13 protein-coding genes are annotated in these 21,726 nt (G+C 66.1%); 10 read left to right on the forward strand and 3 right to left on the reverse strand.

Annotation, left to right across the window (positions count from 1 at the left end; genetic code table 11):
* Positions 1 to 32: 32 nt before the first annotated feature.
* The 3 genes from BN3001_RS06825 to BN3001_RS06835 all read left to right on the forward strand — a co-directional run bounded on the left by BN3001_RS06825 (position 33) and on the right by BN3001_RS06835 (position 4,520).
* A complete protein-coding gene (locus tag BN3001_RS06825; protein ID WP_235815073.1) occupies positions 33 to 3,194 on the forward strand; it encodes a DEAD/DEAH box helicase in 3,162 nt (1,053 codons plus the stop codon).
* A 204-nt stretch (positions 3,195 to 3,398) separates the two neighbouring features.
* Entirely contained in the window at positions 3,399 to 3,704 is a 306-nt protein-coding gene (locus tag BN3001_RS06830) for a GNAT family N-acetyltransferase (RefSeq protein WP_058271004.1), read from the forward strand.
* A 75-nt stretch (positions 3,705 to 3,779) separates the two neighbouring features.
* Positions 3,780 to 4,520 carry a DUF554 domain-containing protein gene (locus BN3001_RS06835; protein ID WP_058271005.1) on the forward strand — a complete coding sequence of 247 codons (741 nt, stop codon included), beginning with the start codon at positions 3,780 to 3,782 and terminating at the stop codon, positions 4,518 to 4,520.
* 121 nt (positions 4,521 to 4,641) lie between these two features.
* On the opposite strand, the gene BN3001_RS06840 is transcribed toward BN3001_RS06835, so the two are convergent.
* Positions 4,642 to 5,205: a TetR/AcrR family transcriptional regulator gene (locus tag BN3001_RS06840; protein ID WP_058271006.1), complete on the reverse strand. Its 564-nt coding sequence runs from the start codon at positions 5,203 to 5,205 to the stop codon at positions 4,642 to 4,644.
* 253 nt (positions 5,206 to 5,458) lie between these two features.
* Between BN3001_RS06840 and BN3001_RS06845 the strand changes: the two genes are divergently transcribed.
* The 4 genes from BN3001_RS06845 (at position 5,459) to BN3001_RS06860 (ending at position 14,977) form a co-directional block, all read left to right on the forward strand.
* The gene (locus tag BN3001_RS06845; protein ID WP_058271007.1) at positions 5,459 to 6,175 is read left to right on the forward strand and encodes a TetR/AcrR family transcriptional regulator; all 717 of its coding nucleotides are present in this window, start codon (positions 5,459 to 5,461) and stop codon (positions 6,173 to 6,175) included.
* On the forward strand, positions 6,168 to 10,874 hold the full coding sequence (locus BN3001_RS06850; RefSeq protein ID WP_058271008.1) for a 2-hydroxyacyl-CoA dehydratase: 4,707 nt from the start codon (positions 6,168 to 6,170) through the stop codon (positions 10,872 to 10,874). Before BN3001_RS06845 ends, BN3001_RS06850 begins: the two co-directional genes overlap by 8 nt.
* A 426-nt stretch (positions 10,875 to 11,300) precedes the next feature.
* Positions 11,301 to 13,832 (forward strand): ribonucleoside-diphosphate reductase subunit alpha, encoded by a 2,532-nt coding sequence (locus BN3001_RS06855; RefSeq protein ID WP_058271009.1) that lies wholly within the window; start codon positions 11,301 to 11,303, stop codon positions 13,830 to 13,832.
* An 86-nt stretch (positions 13,833 to 13,918) separates the two neighbouring features.
* Positions 13,919 to 14,977 (forward strand): ribonucleotide-diphosphate reductase subunit beta, encoded by a 1,059-nt coding sequence (locus BN3001_RS06860; RefSeq protein WP_197407469.1) that lies wholly within the window; start codon positions 13,919 to 13,921, stop codon positions 14,975 to 14,977.
* A 477-nt stretch (positions 14,978 to 15,454) separates the two neighbouring features.
* On the opposite strand, the gene BN3001_RS06865 is transcribed toward BN3001_RS06860, so the two are convergent.
* Positions 15,455 to 16,315: a class I SAM-dependent methyltransferase gene (locus BN3001_RS06865; RefSeq protein ID WP_058271010.1), complete on the reverse strand. Its 861-nt coding sequence runs from the start codon at positions 16,313 to 16,315 to the stop codon at positions 15,455 to 15,457.
* 152 nt (positions 16,316 to 16,467) lie between these two features.
* Here BN3001_RS06865 and BN3001_RS06870 point away from each other — a divergent pair, with 152 nt between their 5' ends.
* From BN3001_RS06870 to BN3001_RS06880, 3 genes are all read left to right on the forward strand, one after another.
* Positions 16,468 to 18,315, forward strand: a complete 1,848-nt coding sequence (locus BN3001_RS06870; RefSeq protein WP_058271011.1) for an elongator complex protein 3 — start codon at positions 16,468 to 16,470, stop codon at positions 18,313 to 18,315.
* A 161-nt stretch (positions 18,316 to 18,476) separates the two neighbouring features.
* Positions 18,477 to 19,538: a Gfo/Idh/MocA family protein gene (locus BN3001_RS06875; protein WP_058271012.1), complete on the forward strand. Its 1,062-nt coding sequence runs from the start codon at positions 18,477 to 18,479 to the stop codon at positions 19,536 to 19,538.
* A gap of 81 nt (positions 19,539 to 19,619) precedes the next feature.
* Entirely contained in the window at positions 19,620 to 20,801 is a 1,182-nt protein-coding gene (locus BN3001_RS06880; RefSeq protein ID WP_058271013.1) for an iron-containing alcohol dehydrogenase, read from the forward strand.
* Positions 20,802 to 20,858: 57 nt separating this feature from the next.
* Here BN3001_RS06880 and BN3001_RS06885 read toward each other — a convergent pair whose 3' ends face one another.
* Entirely contained in the window at positions 20,859 to 21,725 is an 867-nt protein-coding gene (locus BN3001_RS06885; RefSeq protein WP_082630082.1) for a hypothetical protein, read from the reverse strand.
* Position 21,726 lies beyond the last annotated feature (1 nt).

Genomic DNA, 21,726 nt, shown 5'->3' on the forward strand with positions numbered 1-21,726 from the left:
TCGAAGGCGCGCTCACCAAGGTTTTTGCGCGCGTGGACTCCACGAGCGGCTACGCCGACCACTACCTTGCCTCCGTCGCCCTTGACGAGACCGCCGACGAGCTCGTCGACTACGACTGCAGCTGCCTCTCGCATGGGCGCCATCCGGGGCCGTGCAAGCATTGCGTCGCGCTGGTCCTTGACTACAACAGGAACCCCACGTCGTTCGAGGGCTTTGAGGACCACCGTCACGCGGGCACCTCGCAGGCCCTGGGCGCGTATCTTGAGCGGGTGCGGACGCGCTCGCATCGGCGTCTCGTGGCGTCACGCGACCAGGCCGACCAGGACGGCGCCATAGGTCTGGAGCCCATGCTGGTGCTGACGTCCGCCCAGCGCAGGCTTCTGCGCCTGCGGGTGTCCGGAAGGCGCGGGTCGTATGCGATCAGGGATGTCGCGGCCTTTGCCCAGAGCGTGCAGGCTGGCGCCTGGGTCGAGTATGGCAAGAATCTGGCGTTTACTCACGAGCTCGGCGCGTTTGACCCGAGCGCGCGTGCGCTCGTCACCTTCCTGACGCGCGCGGTGCAGAATCGTCAGGCCTACGCGCCGGGGCCGGGGGCGCCGGGCGAGCTCGGTCGTCGCGCGTCATGGGGTGCCGTCGGACCGTCCTCTGCCCGTGACCTTCCTCTCTCTGACCCCGAGACGGACGAGCTCATGGGTCTTATGGCGGGGCGCCGCCTGGCCGTGGAGGCGTCGCCGGCGATCGCCCCTGTCGGCGGCTGCGCGCAGGCGGTGGAGGTCGTTCAGGGAGACCCCGAGGTCGTCTTGGACGTCGTCGAGGCAGGGGAGGGCGGGTTTTTGCTGCGCCCCGCCTCGCGACTGACGTTCTTCGCCACGGCGACGCGGCTCTATGCCCTGGGAGCCACCAAGCTCTGGTGCTGCTCGTCGCAACTGTCGCGTGCGTCTGACTTTCTGACGAGCGTGTGGCGCCCGTCGCAGGACCAGCATCTCTCGCGAGAGGACGCCCCCGCCTTTGCCGCCGCGCTCCCGCCGTTGCGAGAGTGCGTCAAGATCCGCCTTCCTGACGCCCTCAGGGCGCTCGAGCCTTGCCCGGCGAGCTTTCAGCTCTATCTTGACCGCCGTCGCTCTGGGGTGACCTGCAGCGTCGTGGCATCCTATGGAGACAGGCGCTTTGACGTGCTCGACCATGCGGTGGGGGAGCGCATGGACGTGACGCGCGACGCCCTGGCCGAGGCTGCCATGCGCCAGCTCGTGGGACGCTACTTTCCCGTCACGAGGACGCTCAAGGGCAAGGTGCAGGCGATGCTTTCGACCTCGTCGCACGACGACGTGGCGCGCCTGGTGTTTGAGGGCGTCCCCGAGCTTGCGCAAAAAGGCGAGCTTCTCGTCACGGACGCCTTCTCGCGGCTTGCGAGCACGGCGCGCCCTCGGGTGCGCGTGGGCGCTGCCGTGCGATCTGGGCTCCTTGAGGTCACGATCTCGACGGACGACCTGCCCCTCGACGAGCTGCCGGCGTTGCTTGCGAGCTGTCGGCAGAGGCGGCGCTACCATCGCCTGAGGGACGGGTCGTTTCTCGACCTGAGCACGCTTGACCTTGGCGGCGCCGGCGAGCTCTTGGACGAGCTGGGCCTGGGCGCGCGCGAGCTTGCGTCGGGCCGGGTGCAGATTCCCGCCTACAAGGCGTTTTTGCTCGATGGCCTCCTGGACGACGACCAGAGGGACGCCTCGCTTGAGGAGTATCTCGCGCACGTTCGATCGCTGGACCTTGCCAGCTTCCTGCCGCCCACCGAACTTGCGCCCCGGCTGCGCGGCTATCAGCTTGAGGGCTTCCAGTGGCTCTCGGCGCTCTGCGAGATGGGCATGGGCGGCATCTTGGCGGACGAGATGGGCCTGGGCAAGTCGGTCCAGCTCATCGGTCTCATCGAGGCGCGCCATGCCGAGGGCCCCAGCCTGGTGGTCTGCCCCGCCTCCCTGGTCTATAACTGGCAGGCGGAGTTTGAGAAGTTTGCGCCCGGGCTCGACGTCGTCGTGGTGGCGGGAGGCGCCTCCCAGCGGGCCAGCCTTCGCCAGGAGTCGCACGAGGTGTACGTGACGTCCTATGACCTGCTTCGTCGTGACGTCAAAGGCTGGTCACAGAAGCCGCTCTGGCTGGTGGCGCTCGACGAGGCGCAGTACATCAAGAACCACGAGACGCTGGTGGCCCGTGCCACCAAGGCGCTCGACGCCCGGCATCGCTTTGCTCTCACCGGCACGCCCGTCGAGAACCGCCTCGCGGAGCTATGGAGCATCTTTGACTTTCTGATGCCGGGGCTCCTGGGCGCCTATGAACGCTTTCGTGACCGCTACGAGCAGCCCATCGCCGACGGCGACGCGGACGTCGCGGAGCGCCTGCGGCGGGCGGTGGGCCCCTTCATCCTGCGCCGCCGCAAGACGGACGTGCTCAAGGACCTGCCTGACAAGCTCGAGCAGGTGGTGCACGCCCATATGGACAGGGCTCAGTCGCGCCTCTATCACGCCCACGAGCAGGCTCTCAGGCTCTCGCTCGCCAACAGGGACGAGGGCGGCCTTGCCGCAGACAAGATCCAGGTCCTGGCGGAGCTCACCAGGCTGCGGCAGATCTGTTGCGACCCGCGCCTGCTTTTGGACGACTATCGCGGCGGGTCCTGCAAGCTCGACACCATCATGGAGCTCGTGACGGCGGCTATCGACGCCCAGCAGAAGGTGCTGGTGTTCTCGCAGTTCACGAGCTATCTGACCCTGATTGAGGGGCGTCTGGTCGAGCAGGGGGTCGCCTTCTTCAGGATTGACGGGTCAACGCCCAAGCGTCGGCGGGTTGAGCTGGTGGATGCGTTCAACGCGGACGAGACCCCCGTGTTTCTCGTGTCGCTCAAGGCGGGCGGAACGGGGCTCAACCTCGTTGGGGCGTCGGTGGTCATCCATGCCGACCCCTGGTGGAACGCCGCGGCGCAGAACCAGGCCACGGACCGCGCGCACCGCATTGGGCAGACGCGGGCGGTGAGCGTGTACAAGGTCATCGCCGCGGACACCATCGAGGAGAGGATCATGGCCCTGCAGGAGTCCAAGAGCAAGCTTGCCGACCAGGTCGTGGGCGAGGGCGCGGGACTCTCGCTCGCGGGCCTCAGGAGGGAGGACCTGCTCGAGCTTTTGGGGGAGCAGACGGCGGCGCCCTGCGGCTGAGAGGGTGCGCCGCACGTTTGGGAGGGTGTACCTTTCCGCCGCAGACGTGCTCAAGCGCGTGGCCCGCGCATGCTCCGTGGCTCGTCAGCATATGCTCTGGGCCGGCTTTTAGGACTATCATCGTGCCTGGAAGGATGCGTGCGGCTGACGTCGCGCGCCGGTCGCTTGGTCGCCCGGAACTTGGACGAAGGGTGGGGGATTGGCATGCAGGACAGGAGCTTTACGTTCGAGGACGGTGTCATCCGCTGCCGGGACGCTCATGGCGTCGAGCTGGGCCACATCGAGTTCGAGCCGTGCGGCGTCGGCGACCCCAACGACGACGGCGTCGTAAACGTGACGCACACCTTCGTGGAGCCTGCGGGCAGGGGGCGGGGCGTCGCGGCCGCGCTCTGCGCCGAGCTTGCTGGCCATCTGCGCCGCGCGGGGCTCAAGGCGCGCCTTACCTGCACGTATGCGCAGAGGTGGTTCGGGGAGCACCTCGACGCGGCGGATGTCGTTGCCGATGCGTAGCTGGGTTGCCGCCATGGCGCGGGAGGCCTCTCACGACGCTTGGGGCGCGACCAACCCATCAGGAAAGAGACGAGCATGATTGTTCTGGGCGCCCTCATCAACGGCCTCGAGGCGTTTCTCGGCGGCGTCATCGGCCTGCTCTTCAAGCGGGGCGTCTCCGACGAGCTGGGCGACTTCCTGCTCAAGGGTCAGGGACTCTGCGTGGTGCTCGTGGGCGTGCAGGGCATGGCAACCGGCGGAAGCGTCGTCGTGGTCACGGTCGCCATGGCGCTGGGCTGTCTTGTTGGATGGCGGCTGGACATAGACGCGCAGGTGAGGCGTCTGGGAGCCTGGGCGCAACGACGCATCGACGCGTTGGTGGGGAGAGGGGACACCCAACGCCACCCCGCCCTGGGTCGGCTGGGCGACTTCTCGCAGGGGTTCGTGATCGCCACGCTCTTCACCTGCACCGGCGCCATGGCCATTGTGGGCTCTCTGGCGAGCGGCATCCAGCTCGATCACTCCACGCTCGTCGCCAAGGGCGTCATTGACATGGTGGTGTGCGTTCCGCTCGCGGCGACGATGGGCGTAGGCGTCCCGTTCTGCGGGGTGAGCCTTGTGGTGTACGAGGGAGCGCTCTCGGTGCTCTCGGCGCTTATGGGGAGCGTCCTCACCGACGCCATCATCGGCGAGGTCGCCGTCACGGGGTCGTTGCTGCTGCTGGCGGTTGGCACCAATCTCCTCAAGGTGACTGACCTCAAGGTCGCCAACATGCTGCCCGCGGCCTTCATGCCCATCCTCATCGTGCCGGCCTTCTCGGCCCTGGGGCTGCTGTAGGCGCTCGCCCAGGGGCACCTCAAACGAAGGTGGGCATTTCGGATGACGTCCCTCAGTCAGTGGCGCTCGATCTCCTTGGTCGCGCCAGATCCGCCGCCCCTTCCGATGGACGCGGATTCGCTCAGCATGCGTACAGGGTCCTGCGGACGATTTCGAGCACGGGCGCCGGGTCATAGTCGCCGCGCAGCATCGCGGACAGCATCAACGAGAGCAGCACGTTGGCAAACTGCTCGACCGTGAACCGTTCCGTGAAGGCGTCCGGGCGAACGCTTGGGTCGTGTCGTATGACCGTCTTGAATCCGTCCACTATGTGCAGCCACGTCTTTTGCATGCGGAACTTGCCGTCCGGCTGCGCCTCGTGCATGAATCCCGCCGAATGGAGCGTGAGGAAGCCCGGGTAGGCCACGCTCCCGCGTCTCATGCGGTCGTACATCCATATCACGCAGGATTGGACGTCCTTGAACGCTTCGCCGTCATCCGATTGATGGAAGATCTCGCGCCAGATGCTCTCGACCGTATCGCTTACCAGCGACGTCTTGGAGTCATAGTAGGTATAGACCGACCCTATCGAGATGCCGCAGGCGGCAGCCACCGAACGGATGCTCACGCCCGCCCAGCCGTGCTCCTTGACGAGCCTCTTGCTGGCGGACAGGATCTTCTCCTTGGACGTGACGACGGTGCTCAACGCTGCCTCCTTTGTATGAACATTGTTCATACTAGGCGAGCCGCCACCTCGCGTCAACGATCTTGCGGGGGATGTCTCTGAGCGGGGACGGCATGTGTCTCATTGCGGAACGTCCCGGCCTTGGCGCCCCTCATTATTTCTCACACTGTGCACTACTGCTCATGTTGTGCAATAATGTCTCGACCTGTCACGGCGTCCCTCACGTGCCAGTCGCGTGACGGCGCCCCATCGCATCTCAGGAGGTCACCACATAATGCGCTCCGCCTTCCCCGACCGTGCCACCGCGCCCGCGCCCGTCGTCAGGCGAGACCGCCGCGCGCTGCGCACCCGCGCGGCCCTGCGTGACGCCCTGGCCGCCGAGATCGCAGCCACCGGCGACCTCTCGCAGGTCACGGTCACGGCCGTCACCGATTGCGCCGGCGTCACCCGACGCACGTTCTACTCGCACTTTCGCGACATCACTGACCTCGTCAACCAGATCGAGGCCGAGACGATCGCCGACATGCGAGGCCTCGTGGCGAACGTCGCCGCCACCCACCTGAGCGACCTCCAGGACGCGCTCGATGACTTTGCGCCCTGTCCCGGGGCCGAGGAGCTGCTGCGCTACTTCAAGGACCGCGGACGCTACCTTGCCGCGCTCCTGGGCGACGGGGGAGACCCCGCCTTCGCCAACCGTCTTCAGCGGGTGGCGCGCGAGGCGGTGGCCGCCCGCGCCGCCGACGGGCTTGACGTCGACCTGCTGGGGCCCGTCTTTGACTACTACCTCACCTTTGCCATCTCGGCCGAGGTGGGCGTCCTCGTCCGGTGGCTCACCGGCGGCATGAACGAATCCGTCGCCATGATGGCGCGCGTCATGACCACGCTGATGTTCGTGCGTCCCGGCGACCTCTACGGCCGGACCATGGACGTCAAGATACCCAGCATACCTCGGCACCTGCAGACGCATCCTAAGGAGACGAGCAATGACTAACCACGCAGACTCCATCCGGGCGCAGGTTGCCGCCGCCCGGCCCGTCACGCTCAGGCAGCTGGGGGCGGAGCTGTATCCCGCTCATCCCATCGACCTGTCGCACGCGCGTCTTCGCCTGGGCATCGACGTTGGATCGACCACGGTGAAGCTGGCGGTCATCGACGAGGGCGGCACGCTCATCTATGCCAACTACGAGCGTCATCACACTGACGTGCGCGCCACCGCCAGGGAGCTCTTCCAGCGCGCCCAGTCCGTCATCGGCGACCCCCCCATGCGCGTGTCCATCACGGGGTCGGGCGGCATGCTGCTTGCCAAGTGGCTCGGCCTTGAGTTCGTCCAGGAGGTCATCGCCTCCAAGCGCGCCGTGGAGTCTCTCATCCCCAACACGGACTGCGCCATCGAGCTGGGCGGCGAGGACGCCAAGATCATCTATTTTGACAACGGCATCGAGCAGCGCATGAACGGCACCTGCGCCGGCGGCACGGGAGCCTTCATCGACCAGATGGCCTCGCTCATGAAGACGGACGCCTCGGGTCTCAACGAGCTTGCCAAGGAGGCCACGCACATCTACCCCATCGCGTCACGCTGCGGCGTCTTTGCCAAGTCCGACGTGCAGCCGCTGCTCAACGAGGGCGCCGCCCCCGCCGACGTGGCCGCCTCCATCTTCCAGGCCGTGGCCAACCAGACGGTGTCGGGGCTCGCCTGCGGGCACCCCATCCGCGGCTACGTGGCCTTCTTGGGCGGTCCCCTTCAGTACCTCTCCGAACTGCGGGAGCGCTTCTACGTGACGCTCAGGCTCGACGAGGAGCACCGCATTCTCCCCGAGAACGCCCATCTCTTCGTGGCGACGGGGGCGGCCCTTGCCGGCGAGTCGGACAGGCGCGTGACCTTTGGCGAGGTCATCGGCGCGCTTGCCAACCTCAGGGACACCCAGGGCTCGGAGGTCGCCCGCCTTGACCCGCTCTTTGCCACCGACGAGGAGTACCGCCGCTTCAAGGAGCGCCACGACGGCCAGGTGGTGCCCAAGGGTTCGCTCGAGGACTACCGAGGCCGCGTGTTCATCGGCATCGACGCCGGCTCCACCACCATGAAGGCCGCCGTCGTGGGCGAGGACGGCCAGCTCCTCTACACCTGGTACGACAACAACAACGGCGACGTCCTGGGCACCGCCCGCAGGATTATGGACGACATCTACGACCATCTGCCCGAAGGCTGCGCCATAGGGCACGTGACCACCACGGGCTACGGCGAGGGCATCCTCATCGAGGCGCTGCGCGCCGACTCCGGAGAGATCGAGACGGTCGCCCACCTGCGCGGCGCCAAGGCCTTCGTGCCCGACGTGGAGTTCATCCTGGACATCGGCGGCCAGGACATGAAGTGCCTCCAGGTCAAGGGCGGCGTCATCGAGCACATCATGCTCAACGAGGCCTGCTCGGCGGGTTGCGGCTCCTTCATCGCCAACTTCGCCGACTCCATGGGCATGACCGTCCAGGAGTTCGCGCAGGCGGCGGTCAGGGGCTCCAAGCCCATCGATTTGGGAAGCCGCTGCACCGTGTTCATGAACTCCCGCGTCAAGCAGGCTCAGAAGGAGGGCGCCACCATCGGGGACGTCGCCGCGGGCCTCTCGTACTCGGTCATCAAGAACGCGCTCTTCAAGGTCATCAAGCTGCGTGACTACGACGAGATCGGCAAGTACGTGGTCGTGCAGGGCGGCACGTTCATGAGCGACGCCACGCTGCGCGCCTTTGAGCTGCTCACGGGACGCGACGTGATTCGGCCGGACATCGCGGGCGTCATGGGCGCCTACGGGGCGGCGCTTCTCGCCCGTGACAGGGCCGGGGCCGCGGGCCTCTCGCAGCTGCTCACCAAGGACCAGATCGACGGCCTCAAGGTAAGGCGCACCAACGCCCATTGCGGGCGCTGCTCCAACAACTGTCAGCTCACCATCAATGACTTTGGGGGCGGCCGGCGCTTCATCACGGGCAATCGCTGCGAGAAGGGTTCGGGCAAGTCGCGCAAGGAGCAGTCTCAGGCGCCCAACCTCTTTGAGTTCAAGAACCGCCTGCTCTTTGACCGCGCGGGCCTCTCGGCACAGGAGGCGCCTCGTGGCACCGTGGGCATCCCGCGCGCGCTCAACCTGTACGAGAACTATCCCTTCTGGCACACCTTCTTCACCAAGCTGGGCTTCTCGGTGGTTCTTAGCGACAAGACCACCAAGGCCACCTATGAGGCGGGCATCGAGTCGATGCCGTCCGAGTCGGTGTGCTATCCGGCCAAGCTCTCGCACGGCCACGTCATGAACCTCCTGGCCAAGGACCCCGACTTCATCTGGATGCCCTGCATTCGCTGGGAGCGCAAGGAGGACGACTCGGCCACCAACCATTACAACTGCCCCATCGTCATGAGCTATCCCCAGTCGCTCAGGCTCAACATGGACGAGCTCGCCGCGCCGGGCGTGGAATACCTGGACCCCTTCCTGCCCTACGACGACAAGAGGGAGCTCAAGCGGCGCCTGTACGAGGTCGTCGCCGTCCAGCGCGCCACGGACGCGCGTGCGGGCAAGGGGCGCTTCAAAGGCGAGCCCATCACGCGCAGGGAGATCGACGAGGCCGTCAACGCCGCCTGGGAGGAAGACCTTGCCTTTAAGGAGGCCATGCACCGCAAGGGGGACGAGACGCTCAAGTGGATCGAGGACCACGACGCCCACGGCATCGTGCTCGCGGGGCGACCCTACCACAACGACGGCGAGATCAACCATGCCATCCCCGAGCTGCTACATGGCTTTGACCTGGCCGTGCTGACCGAGGACTCCGTCTCGCACAAGATGCTGCCCGAGCGTCCCATCCGCGTCGTGGACCAGTGGATGTACCATAGCCGCCTGTATCGCGCCGCCCGCTTTGTGGCGTCGCGCAACGACCTTGACCTCATCCAGCTGCAGAGCTTTGGCTGCGGGCTCGACGCCCTCACCACCGACCAGGTGGAGGAGATCCTCGAGGCGTCCGGCAAGATCTACACCGTGCTCAAGATCGACGAGGTGAGCAACCTGGGCGCCGCCCGCATTCGCGTGCGCTCGCTCATGGCGGCGCTCAAGGAGCAGCGCGCCGAGCTTGAGCGTCAGACGGCCGCGGGCGTCGCCACCGAGGTGTCACCCGTGGGCGTGCGCCTGGCCGACGGCTCTCTGGAACACGCGCGCCAGACCGACCTCAGCCGTCGGACCCCGGTGTATCGCGAGGCCAAGAGCGCCGCGTTTGCCAAGCACAACTACACCAAACGCATGCAGGAGGAGGGCTACACCATCCTCGTGCCGCAGATGGCGCCCATCCACTTTGACATCGTGGAGGCGCTGCTCAGGAGCGAGGGGTACAACTGCGTGCTGTTGCCCTCCGTGGACCACCGCGCCGTGGACGCGGGCCTCAAGTACGTGAACAATGACATCTGCTACCCGTCGATTCTGGTCACGGGACAGATCATGGAGGCGGTGCTCTCGGGCGAGTATGACCTCACGCGCACGGCGGTGCTCATCTCGCAGACGGGCGGGGGATGTCGCGCCACCAACTACATCGCCCTCATCCGCAAGGCCCTCAAGGACGCCGGGCACGAGGAGGTCCCCGTGATCTCGCTCTCGGCCGCGAGCGGCCTGGGCGAGTCGTCCCCGGGATTCAACATCTTTAAGCCCGGGCTCATCGTGAAGGCGGTCTACGCCCTGCTCTTTGGCGACCTCATCATGCAGCTGCTGTACCGCACGCGCCCGTACGAGACGGTGCCGGGCTCGGCAAACGCGCTCTTTGAGTCTCTGATGAGCCGCGCCAAGACCCTGATTCCGCGCACCGACCGCAAGAGCTTCTATCGGCTGTGCCAGGACGCCATCGACCGCTTTGACGCGCTGCCCCTGACGAACGACCGCTCCAAGCCGCGCGTGGGCGTGGTGGGCGAGATCCTGGTCAAGTTTCATCCCACGGCCAACAATCAGGTGGTGGAGGTCATCGAGGGCGAAGGCTGCGAGGCGGACGTCCCAGGACTTGTGGACTTCTTCCTCTTTGGCATGTCCAACGCCATCAACACCAACGCTGAGCTGGGCACCAGGGCGCACAGCCGCCTTACGCACCTGGCGGGCATCAAGATGGTCAACGCCATGAGGAGACCGCTTAACAAGATGCTCGCCGCCTCCTCGCGCTTTCAGCCATACGAGGACATCTTTGAGCTGGCGGACAAGGCCAGCAAGATCCTGTCGCTGTGCAACACCATGGGCGAGGGCTGGCTTCTGACCGCCGAGATGGCCGATCTCATCCAGCACGGCACGCCCAACATCGTGTGCTGCTCTCCCTTTGCGTGTCTGCCTAACCATGTGGTGGGCAAGTCCGTCATCAAGCGGCTGCGGCAGCTGCATCCCGAGAGCAACATCGTCGCCGTGGACTATGACCCCGGCGCGTCCGAGGTCAACCAGCTCAACCGCATCAAGCTCATGATCAGCGTCGCCAAGGAGAACCATCGGGCGGGCGGTGAGTTCAAGATCGTGAACCCCAACGACCCTACGACGAAGGTGGTGGCGCCGTACGTGGACGAAACGCGGCGGCACGGCACCTTTGGCGACGTGGAGCTCAACGAGCGCGAGGCGGGCGCCCGCGTTCACGGCATCAGGCTTTCGCCCGAGCAGCTGGCCGCCATCGAGCGCGCCCGGCAGAAGGCCGGCGTCAAGTAGGGCGACGTCGCGGACACGAACGAGCGCGCGCCTGCGGTCCGGGAGTCGGACCGCAGGCGTGTTGCCCCTGATACGTTGGGGGCCTTGCTTAACGTGCGCGTTTGGACGGGTCGCAAAAAACGAATCCTGGGCAAACGTCAAAGGTACCCTTCGCAACGTACACGTTGAACGGGGCCCCTCAAGTAGCCGGCCCGATTTTGGCCGCCTTCGCCACCCGGACCCGCCCTCCCATCCGCTCGTCCTAAAGCACGGGGCGTCGCCCCGCCCCGCCCTTCGGCCGACGAAACGACTTTCTCAATTGATACTCGCAGGGCAGCTGTTACCATGGAACCCGTTTGGGCACCACATATTGTGGACTCATACTTCACAGGATACTAAATGTACTAAGAGCGGAGCAATTTGCTCGAGGATGCGAATGGGGCGGACATGCTGGTTACCAAGCGTGACGGACGCAAGGAAGGCTACGACGGAGCAAAGATCGTCGCGGCTATGAGGAAGTCGTTCGTGGAGACTGGGACCAAGGCTGCGGACGAAGACCTACGTGCGCTGCTCGAGAAGGTCGAGGCGGCAATCTCCGGCGGCCACGTCTCCACGGTGGAGGGCATCCAGGACATCGTCGAGCGCTCCCTCATGGAGGGTGGCTACTACGACGCCGCCAAGGCGTACATCCTGTACCGTCATCGCCGCAGCGAGCAGCGTGCCTGTCGCATGGACATCTGCCTGCAGGCCGGCATGGCCGGCGATGACGCGCGCCAGCTGGGGGAGGTCCTCTCAGGCGTCGAGCGCGACTTTCCCGAGGGCGAGTACGCGCTCTCGGCCCTCGCGGCGAAGCTGCGCGGCTTCGCCAAGCAGTCCATGGGCGCCACGGAGCGCCTTGAGGCGCTCGTGCGAGCCGCCGTCGAGCTCACGACGCAGGACGCGCCGCGGTGGGAGTACATCGCGGGGCGCCTCCTGGCCTTTCAGAACCGCCGCGCCCTGACCCAGGTGGAGCGCGAGCAGGGCGTCACGAGCTTCTACGGCAAGATGCGCCATCTTACTGATCTGGGGCTGTACGGCGAGTACATCCTTCAGAGCTACAGCAAAGACGAGATTGACGAGGCCGCCAGCCTCATGGACCCGACCCGCGACGACCTCTTCACCTATTCGGGTCTTGACCTCCTCCTCAAGCGTTACGTCATCTGCTCGCATCATCATGTGCCCCTGGAGAGCCCGCAGGAGATGTTCCTTGGCATCGCGCTGCATCTGGCCATGCGGGAGAAGCATGACCGCCTGGCCTGGGTGCGCCGCTTTTACGACATGCTGAGCCTGCTTGAGGTCACCATGGCGACGCCCACCCTGGCCAACGCCCGCAAGCCTCACCATCAGCTTTCGAGCTGCTTCGTCGACACCGTGCCCGACAGCCTCGAGGGCATCTATCGCAGCGTGGACAACTTTGCCAAGGTCTCCAAGTATGGCGGAGGCATGGGCATGTACCTGGGAAAAGTCCGTGCCAAGGGCGGGTCAATCCGCGGCTTTGAGGGGGCGGCCGGCGGCGTCATCCGCTGGATTCGCGTTATCAACGACACCGCCGTCGCCGTGGACCAGCTGGGCGTGCGGTCGGGCGCCGTCGCGGTCTACCTCGACGCCTGGCATCGCGACCTTCCCGAGTTCCTCCAGCTGCGCACCAACAACGGTGACGATCGCATGAAGGCCCACGACGTCTTCCCGGCGGTGTGCTATCCGGACCTCTTCTGGCGGCTCGCCGAGCAGGACCTCAACCAGGAGTGGAACCTCATGTGCCCGCATGACGTCCTCACCGTCAAGGGCTACGCCCTGGAGGACTACTTTGGCGAGGAGTGGGAGCGCCGCTATCTGGAGTGCGTGGCCGACCCGCGCATTCCCAAGCGCACCGTCCTCGTCAAGGACATCGTCCGCCTGGTCATCAAGAGCGCCGTCGAGACGGGCACGCCCTTCGCCTTCATGCGCGACACCGTCAACCGCGCAAACCCCAACCCGCAGGCGGGCGTCATCTACTGCTCGAACCTCTGCACCGAGATCGCGCAGAACATGAGTCCCATAGAGACCGTCTCGCAGGAGGTCAAGAGCGAGGACGGCGACACCGTGGTCGTCACCACCACGCGCCCGGGCGACTTCGTGGTCTGCAATCTCGCGTCCCTCTCGCTGGGACACATTCCCGTGGAGGACGACGAGCGCCTGGGCTCCATCGTGGAGGCGGCGGTCCGCGCCCTGGACAACGTCATCGACCTCAACTTCTATGCGCTGCCCTACGCCAAGATCACCAACCATCGCTATCGTTCCGTGGGCCTGGGCGTCTCGGGCTATCACCACATGCTGGCCAAGCGCCACATCAAGTGGGAGAGCGAGGAGCATCTGGCCTTTGCCGACGAGGTCTTTGAGCGCATCAACCGTCACGCCGTCGAGGCCTCGTCCAAGCTGGCGGTCGAGAGGGGCAGCTACGAGCTGTTCGAGGGTTCCGACTGGCAGACGGGCGCCTATTTTGACAAGCGCGGCTACACCTCGCCCGCATGGCAGGCCGTGCGCGAGCGGGTGGCCAGCCAGGGCATGCGCAACGCCTACCTCATGGCCGTCGCCCCCACGAGCTCGACCTCGATCATCGCGGGCACCACGGCCGGCCTGGACCCCGTCATGCGCCGCTTCTTCCTCGAGGAGAAGAAGGGCTCCATGCTCCCGCGCGTGGCGCCCGAGCTGTCTCCGGCCACCTGGTGGTACTACAAGCCCGCCCACCTGATCGACCAGACCTGGAGCATGAGGGCCGCCGGCGTGCGCCAGCGACATGTTGACCAGGCCCAGTCGGTCAACCTCTACATCACCAATGACTTCACCATGCGCCAGGTGCTCGGCCTCTATCTGGAGGCCTGGCGCGACGGGGTCAAGAGCCTCTACTACGTGCGCAGCAAGTCGCTCGAGGTCGAGGAGTGCGAAAGCTGCGCCAGCTAGCGGGCCGTATGGGCAGGGCGCCGCAGCCGGCGGCGCGGCCAGGGCGCCGGGTGGGCGTCATCGGCATCATCGAAGGGAGCACGCACATGGGCATTGACATGACGAGGCCGCTCGAGAGGAACCCCCTCTTCAACCCCGACGGGGACACCGACGTCCTCGACCGGCGCATGATCGGCGGCAACACCACCAACCTCAACGACTTCAACAACATGAAGTACCCCTGGGTCAGCGACTGGTATCGCCAGGCCATGAACAACTTCTGGATCCCCGAGGAGATCAACCTCTCCCAGGACGTCAAGGACTATCCGCATCTGCTCGCCCAGGAGCGCGTCGCCTATGACAAGATCCTCTCGTTTTTGATCTTTCTCGACTCTCTGCAGAGCGCCAACCTCCCCAACGTCAGCGAGTACGTGACGGCCAACGAGGTCAACCTCTGCCTGCGCATTCAGACGTTCCAGGAGTCCATCCATTCCCAGAGCTACTCCTACATGCTCGACACCATCTGCTCGCCCGAGGAGCGCGACGCAATTCTCTTCCAGTGGAAGGACGACGAGCATCTTCTGCGCCGCAACAAGTTCATCGGCGACCTGTACAACGAGTTCCTCGAGGACCGGCGCCCCCTCACCCTGCTCAAGGTCATGATGGCAAACTACATCCTTGAGGGCGTGTACTTTTACTCCGGCTTCATGTTCTTCTACAACCTGGCGCGCAACGGCAAGATGCCGGGCAGCGCCCAGGAGATTCGCTACATCAACCGCGACGAGAACACCCATCTCTGGCTGTTCCGCAGCATCATCCTTGAGCTGCAGAAGGAGGAGCCCGAGCTCTTCTCGGACAGGAACGTGGCCATGCTCGGGGAGATGCTCGAGGAGGGCGTGCGCCAGGAGGTGGCCTGGGGCCGCTACGTCATCGGCGACGACGTGCCGGGCCTCACGAGTCGGCAGGTGAGCGACTACATCCACTATCTGGGTAACCTGCGTTGGTCGAGCCTGGGATACGGACAGCTGTACGAGGGGTTCTCAAGCGAGCCAGCCGACATGGCGTGGGTGTCGCAGTACTCCAACGCCAACATGGTCAAGACGGATTTCTTTGAGGCGCGCTCCACGGCCTACGCCAAGTCAACGGCGCTGGTGGACGACCTGTAGGAGAGCTGCGCGGCAGCGGGCGCCTGGCGGCGGACGCCTGGCGGCGGACGGCTGGCAGCTGGCGGCATGCGGCGAGATTCGATGCGCCTGCACCACCAAAAGACGTTGGCCTGAGGCCGCCGGGCAGACACGCCTATATGTTTGAGGCCGCCGGACAGACACGCCTATAAGTTTGAGGAATCGGTGCTGCGTTTGCCCAGGTACTTTTTTCCTCGAACCCTCAAACCTATAGGTATCAAAAGGATTGGCTCTCAAACGTATTGGTACGCAAGCTCCCCGCCCTCAAACTTATAGGTACTGCGGGTACATCCTCAAACGTATTGGTACTCAGGGAAATTCACCTAGGAGAGACTCTCAAGTTTATAGGTGCAAGGAGACGCCCCCGCGCGGAGCTCTCAAACGTATTGGTACTTGGGAATAGTCCGCGTAATCGTCGTGAGCACGCAGCAATGGCGCGATCGGCGGGGAATGGCGACCTCAGCACGAGGAGCGCATTGCCGATCCACCATCTGTGCGCCTCAATATGAGGTACTCGTTGAGCGCGCCGCCTCGGCCGTCCGCGCGAAAGCGCCCCACGAGCTCAGCCGCACCGCTCACCGCCTCCACCAGATCATCGATCTCCGCCGTCGAGAAGCTGTGGCAGTAGCGCCAGGTGTCCCTTCGCCCCTCCCAGCCCAACAGGCGATCGCCCGTCTCGAGCGCCGTAGCCGAAAGTCCCAACGCCGATAGGCCCTGGCGCGTTGTCGTCTCCGCGGCGCTCGCGAGTCTCGGGTCATCCAAGAATCTCCAGAGGGACACGCAGGTCACGCCGCCTGGGACCGTCTGCTCGACAAGGGCTCTCATCAGGCGCCGTCGGGCGGCGGCGGTGGGCACGTGGTGCAGGAGCCCAAAGCAGGCGACGGCATCGGCCGTGGGAAGGTCGCCCAGGGGAGAGGGGGACCTCTTACCCGCGCTCGCGAACAGCCAGACGATGAGCTCGCGGTTGATTCCCCTCGCCGAGGCGAGCCCCTCCCGGGCCACCGTGCCGTCCTCGACCAGCCTCACGCAGCCGTCAACGCCGAGGTAGTCGATGCGCTGGACGCAGCCAAAAGGCAGCTTGCGCCCCAGGTAGCGGGCAAGTCGCATGTTGCCGCAGGCGACGTCGAGCACGGTAGCCCGTTTGTCCTTGCCAACGCCCTGCGGCCTGCCGCAGGTCTCGCCAAGCGCCCGGACAGCCACCCGCAGCGCTCGCTCCCACCCCCGCCAACCGCCCTGCCTGGTCCGGGAAAACGACGTGGCGTTGACCCGGTAGAAGTCACGGTTGAGCTCGACCAGCAGACGTGCGGTCGATGGGCCCATCGTCACCTCGCCCCTTAGTCTCGTCCCTTCCATGGGGACATTCTAGGTCTTGCGCGGCCCTCACCTGCCTGGCTCCCACGGGCAGCGTCCGCCCTCCGCGCATCTTCTCCCCCGTGCGCCCGTTCCTCGCCGCGCCCTTATAATTGCTTTTCATGGAGGAGCTGCTTCTTGACATCATCGCCCGCCTGCGCGAGCACCCCGAAACCCCTCACGACGGGAGGCTGGTGGAGCGAGCCGTGCGGCGGCACAACCGCGACGTCCCCAAAAGCGCCCGACACCTCTCCAAGCGTCATATCCTGCCGTTCTACCTGCGCGTCAAGGAGCAGGAACCCGAGCGCTGGCGCTCGTGGGGCGTGAGCGGCGAGCTGGAGCGACGTCTGGTTGCGGAGCTCAGGATGAAGCCTCGGCGCACCGCCTCGGGCGTGGCCACGATCACGGTCATCACTCGTCCCGCGCCCTGCTCGGGCAGCTGCGTCTATTGCCCCTCCGACCTGCGGATGCCCAAGAGCTACCTTGCCTCCGAGCCAGCCTGTCAGCGTGCCGAGAAGAACTTCTTCGACCCCTACCTGCAGGCGTCGATGCGCCTGAGGGCCCTTGACCAGATGGGCCACGCCACCGACAAGGTCGAGCTCATCGTCCTCGGCGGCAGCTGGACCGACTATCCGCAGGGCTACCAGCGCTGGTTCGTGCGCGAGCTCTTTCGGGCGCTCAACGAGTGGCCCAGCCCGGAGGAGACCCTGCGCGAGCGCTACGCCCTCTACCGAAAGGCGGGCGTCCCCAGCACGGCGGAGGCTGCCGCGCGCTTCGTCGCCAGAGAGCAGGACCAGGTAAGTGCCGGCTCCCTGACCTACAACGAGGCGGTCGCGCGTCTGTATGGCGCCCGTGGCGTCGCGCCCTCGCCCTACCGGCGCGTCCTTCCGCAGATGAGCGCCACTCTTGAGGAGCTCGCGTGCGAGCAGCGTCGCAACGAGGCGGCCGACCATCGCGTGGTGGGTCTCGTCATCGAGACGCGTCCCGACGCCGTCACCCCCCAGAGCCTGCTGGGCATCCGCGAGCTTGGCTGCACCAAGGTTCAGCTGGGCGTTCAGTCCACGCGTCAGGAGGTGCTTGACGCCTGCAAACGTCAGATGAGAACGTCCCAGGTGAGGAGGGCCTTCTCGCTCGCCCGCCTCTTTGGCTTCAAGATCCACGCCCACCTCATGCTCAACCTGCCCACCGCCACGCCCGAGCTTGACAAGGAGGACTACGCCACCTTCGTCAGCGATTCCGGCTTCCTTCCCGACGAGGTCAAGCTCTACCCCTGCTCCCTGGTGGCTGGCACAAAGCTCGTGGACAGCTACCAAAGCGGCCGCTGGCGCCCCTACACCGAGGACGAGCTCCTGGACGTTCTTGAGGCAGACGTGCTTGCCACCCCTCCGTACGTGCGAATCTCGCGCATGATTCGCGACATAGGGGCGGGCGACATCCTCGTGGGCAACAAGAAGGCCAACCTCCGCCAGCTGGTGGACCGTCGCCTTGCCGAGAGGGGCGTCCAGGGCAGGGTCCAGGACGTCCGCTTTCGCGAGATCGCGCTTTCTGACGTCGAGCTGGCGACCTTGCGCATCGAGGACGTCCGCTACCAGACTGCCGTCACCGTGGAGCACTTTCTTCAGTGGGTCACGCCCGACGGCCGCATCGCGGGCTTCCTCAGGCTCTCGCTCCCGCGCTGGGACGAGCTGCGCGCGGGCGGCCTTGATGCGGCGGCCCATGAGCTTCCCACGCGTCCGGGCGAGGCCATGATTCGCGAGGTCCACGTGTACGGCCAGGCTGCGCACCTGGGCAGGGAGGATTCCCCCTCGCAGCACCAGGGGCTTGGTCGCGCCCTGGTGGAGCGTGCCGCAGACGTCGCGCGCGAGGCGGGCTTTGACGCCCTTACCGTCATCAGCGCGGTGGGCACGCGGGGCTACTATCGTCGCCTGGGCTTTGACGATGCGGGCCTGTACCAGCGACGCGACCTGTAGCTCACGTTTGCGACCGGTTGGCGGCCGCGTTTGGGTTTGCCTGCCGGCCCTGGCGGGTACAGCAGACACATGGGCGCACCGCAACCGTTTCAAGGGTCGCCCCAACGTGCCATGCGCCCTTGCGTGCGACCGTCGCCGCTCCTCATGAAAGGTGGTCCGGTATGTCAACCTCTCCCATCCGCCTGGCAACCATCGGGTCAAGCGCCATCACCGAGCGCTTTCTTGACGCGGTGCGCCACACCGAGGGCGTGACCTATGGTGCGGCCTACTCGCGCGACCTTGACCGCGCGCATGCCTTTGGGGAGCCCCGTGGTGCGACGGCCTTCTATGACGATCTTGGCGCGCTTGCGCAGAGTGACGAGGTTGACGCCGTGTACGTTGCCTCCCCCAACGGCCTCCATGCCGAGCAGGCCCTGACGATGATCGCGGGCGGCAAGCACGTGCTGATAGAGAAGGCCCTGGCCTCCAACGAACGGGCGGGGCGCGAGGTCCTCTCGGCAGCCGCCGAGAGGGGCGTCGTATGCCTGGAGGCCATGCGCAACCTGCACACCCAGGGTTTTGCCAACATCCAAAGGACCCTTCCCGAGCTTGGCGCCATCTCGCAGGCGTCGCTGCGCTTTGGCAAGGTGACCTCCCGCATTGCCAGGCTCAACGCTCGCGAGTACGTGAGTCAGTTTGACCCCGAGCTCTCCGAGGGCGCCCTCATGGACATCGGCGTCTATGTGGTCGAGCTGGCGGTGGCCCTCTTTGGCCGGCCCCAGTCCGTCCTGGCGTCGCTGCTCGCGCGGGAGCTGGCCTGGGAGGCCAAGGAGGGTCGCGACATCATTGACGTCGCCGGCAGCCTGTCGCTGCGCTACGCGGACAAGATCGTTGACCTCTCCTACAGCAAGGTGGGGGATGACCTCGTAGACTCTCAGGTCATGGGCGACGGAGGCACGCTCCTCATTCCCAACGCAAACGTCCCGCGCGACATCGCGCTCGTGCGCCACGAGGACAAGGGCATGGTGTACGCCACCGTCAGCGGCGAGCGCGAGACCATCAAGGCGGACGTTCCCGACAATGACATGATCTGCGAGCTGTCGCTCTTCAGGGATGCGGTCCGGGGCGACGCGGCGGCGCGCGAGGCCGTGGCGCACTTTGCGCAGGTCACGCTCTGCTCGCTTAACATCATGGACGAGGCGCGCCGTCAGGCGGGGGTGCGCTTCCCCGCAGACAAGGCGTAGGCGCGGCGCGGACGCGCCAGGGCGGGCGAGAAGAGGCGGCGAGGCACGGGGCGTGCGCCCCAGCAACAGAATCGAGGAGACGTGCCACAGCTCACGTACCAGTTCTGGGGTCCCACGAAGGTCCTCTTTGGGGCAGGTCAGCTCAACCACCTGCATGAGCAGCAGCTTCCGGGCACCAAGGCGCTCGTGGTCATCTCCAGCGGCACGTCAGCTCGCGCCAACGGCTACCTGGACCGCGCCCTTGCCGAGCTCGCCCAGGCGGGCGTCAAGACGGTCGTCTTTGACAAGGTGCAGGCCAACCCCACCAAGGAGCAGGTCGAGGAGGGCGCGTTTGTCATCCGCGAGCAGGGCTGCGACCTGGTGGTGGGGCTCGGCGGCGGCTCGGTGCTGGACTCCGCCAAGGTCATGGCGATGTTCGCGCCGCAGCCCTCCGACGACCTCTGGGACTATGCGGGCGGATCCACGGGCAGGCGCCTTCCGCTCGCCAATCCTGGGCTGCCCTGGGTCGCCATCACCACCACGGCCGGCACCGGCTCCGAGGTGGACTCGTCGGGCGTCATCACCAAGCTTGACACCAGGGAGAAGATCGACGTGGGGTCGCCCAACGGCTTTGCCGCCATCGCCGTCGTGGATCCCGAGCTCATGCTTTCGGTTCCGCCCGCGTTTACGGCCTACCAGGGCTTTGACGCGCTCTTCCATAGTTTGGAGGGGCACATCTCCAGGCTGTCGAATCCTTTTTCGGACATGGTGCAGCTTGCGGCCATCACCAACGTGGGCGCATATCTCGCCCGAGCCGTCGTTGACGGCTCCGACCTCGAGGCGCGCACGTTTCTCGCCTTTGCCAACACGATGAGCGGCTATTCCATGTGTACGAGCGACTGCACGTCCGAGCATGCCATGGAGCACGCCATGAGCGCCCATCATCCCGCTCTGCCGCATGGCGCCGGCCTCATCATGCTGAGCCGTTCCTACTTTCAGTTCTGGATTGACAGGCATGTGTGTGACGCCCGCTTTGTCACCATGGCGCGCGCCCTGGGCAAGGCTGACGCGAGCGAGCCCCAGGACTTCATTGAGGCGCTGGTCAGCCTTCAGGAGGCCTGCGGCGTCGCCAACCTGAGGATGAGCGACTACGGCATCAGGCGCGAGGACGCCCTAACCCTGGCACAAAACGCCCGCGCGACCATGGGCGGGTCCTTTCCCTGTGACCCCGCCGAGACCACGGACGAGGAGATTGCCGGCATCTACGAGGCCGCCTGGCGCTAGGGGAGAGGGGCGCACGCATCGTCGGCCGTCCAGCGTGAGCACGGCACCGGCGCCCCCTCAGTCCATGACCGGGTGACCCGGAAGCCAGGTGATCTGGGGCAGTCTGGTGTAACCCGGATCCCCGGGGTCGCCCGCGCCGTCCCAGCGCTCGAGCCTGTCCGATCCGAGATCAATCTGGCTATCCCTGACTTCCTGCTCTATATAGTCGAGGGAGGGGGGCTTGGGGCCGCGGCCAGAGGGTACGGTCTGGGAGACGTCGAGGGTGAAGAGGTTTCCCCACTCGTACGGGACGAAGCCTTCCATGCCCGCGTACACGTCCATCCGCCTGCCGAGCCCCCACACGGCCCCGAGGAACGACCTCACCGCCCCCGCCCAGGAGCTCGCCGAGCCGTCCCGTGGGAGCATGAGTGTGACGGCCAGGCCAGGGCGGGTGTAGCCGTTGTGGAGGTACGCCTCGAGCTCGGAGGGTCGCCAGTCGCGCTCGCCCATGTAGGGCTCCGAGAGTCGGGCACTGTAGCCGGCGAGCCCGTCCGTCCCCCGCGCCGCCTCGAGGAAGGGTTCCTCGAGCTGCGGCTTAAACCGGTACTGGGTATAGTCGTCCATGAGTGGGTAGCTGAGCCTGCGCGTGTCGGCGTGCGTCGCCACGGTGCAGCCGAAGGGCTTCTTGGGGTCGGCCGCGGGACGGGCGCACAGCTCGTACTCCAGGTGCCGGGAGTCCGGCTCGTACGGTGTCACCCCGGTCCCTGGCTCCTGCTCGAACTCCTCTCCGTAGCGCCCGCCGAGCTCGCCGAGCGCCCAGGCCAGAGCGTCCTCGGGGCCGCCGATTGTGACGTCGGGAACCTCCCCGCGACGCCCCGAGCAGCCCTGGGCGAGCGCGCCGCCCGCGAGCAGAAGCGACGCGCGGAGGAGGCCCCGTCTGGTCATG

It is taken from the genome of Olsenella massiliensis (assembly GCF_001457795.1).
GTDB lineage: Bacteria > Actinomycetota > Coriobacteriia > Coriobacteriales > Atopobiaceae > Olsenella_F > Olsenella_F massiliensis.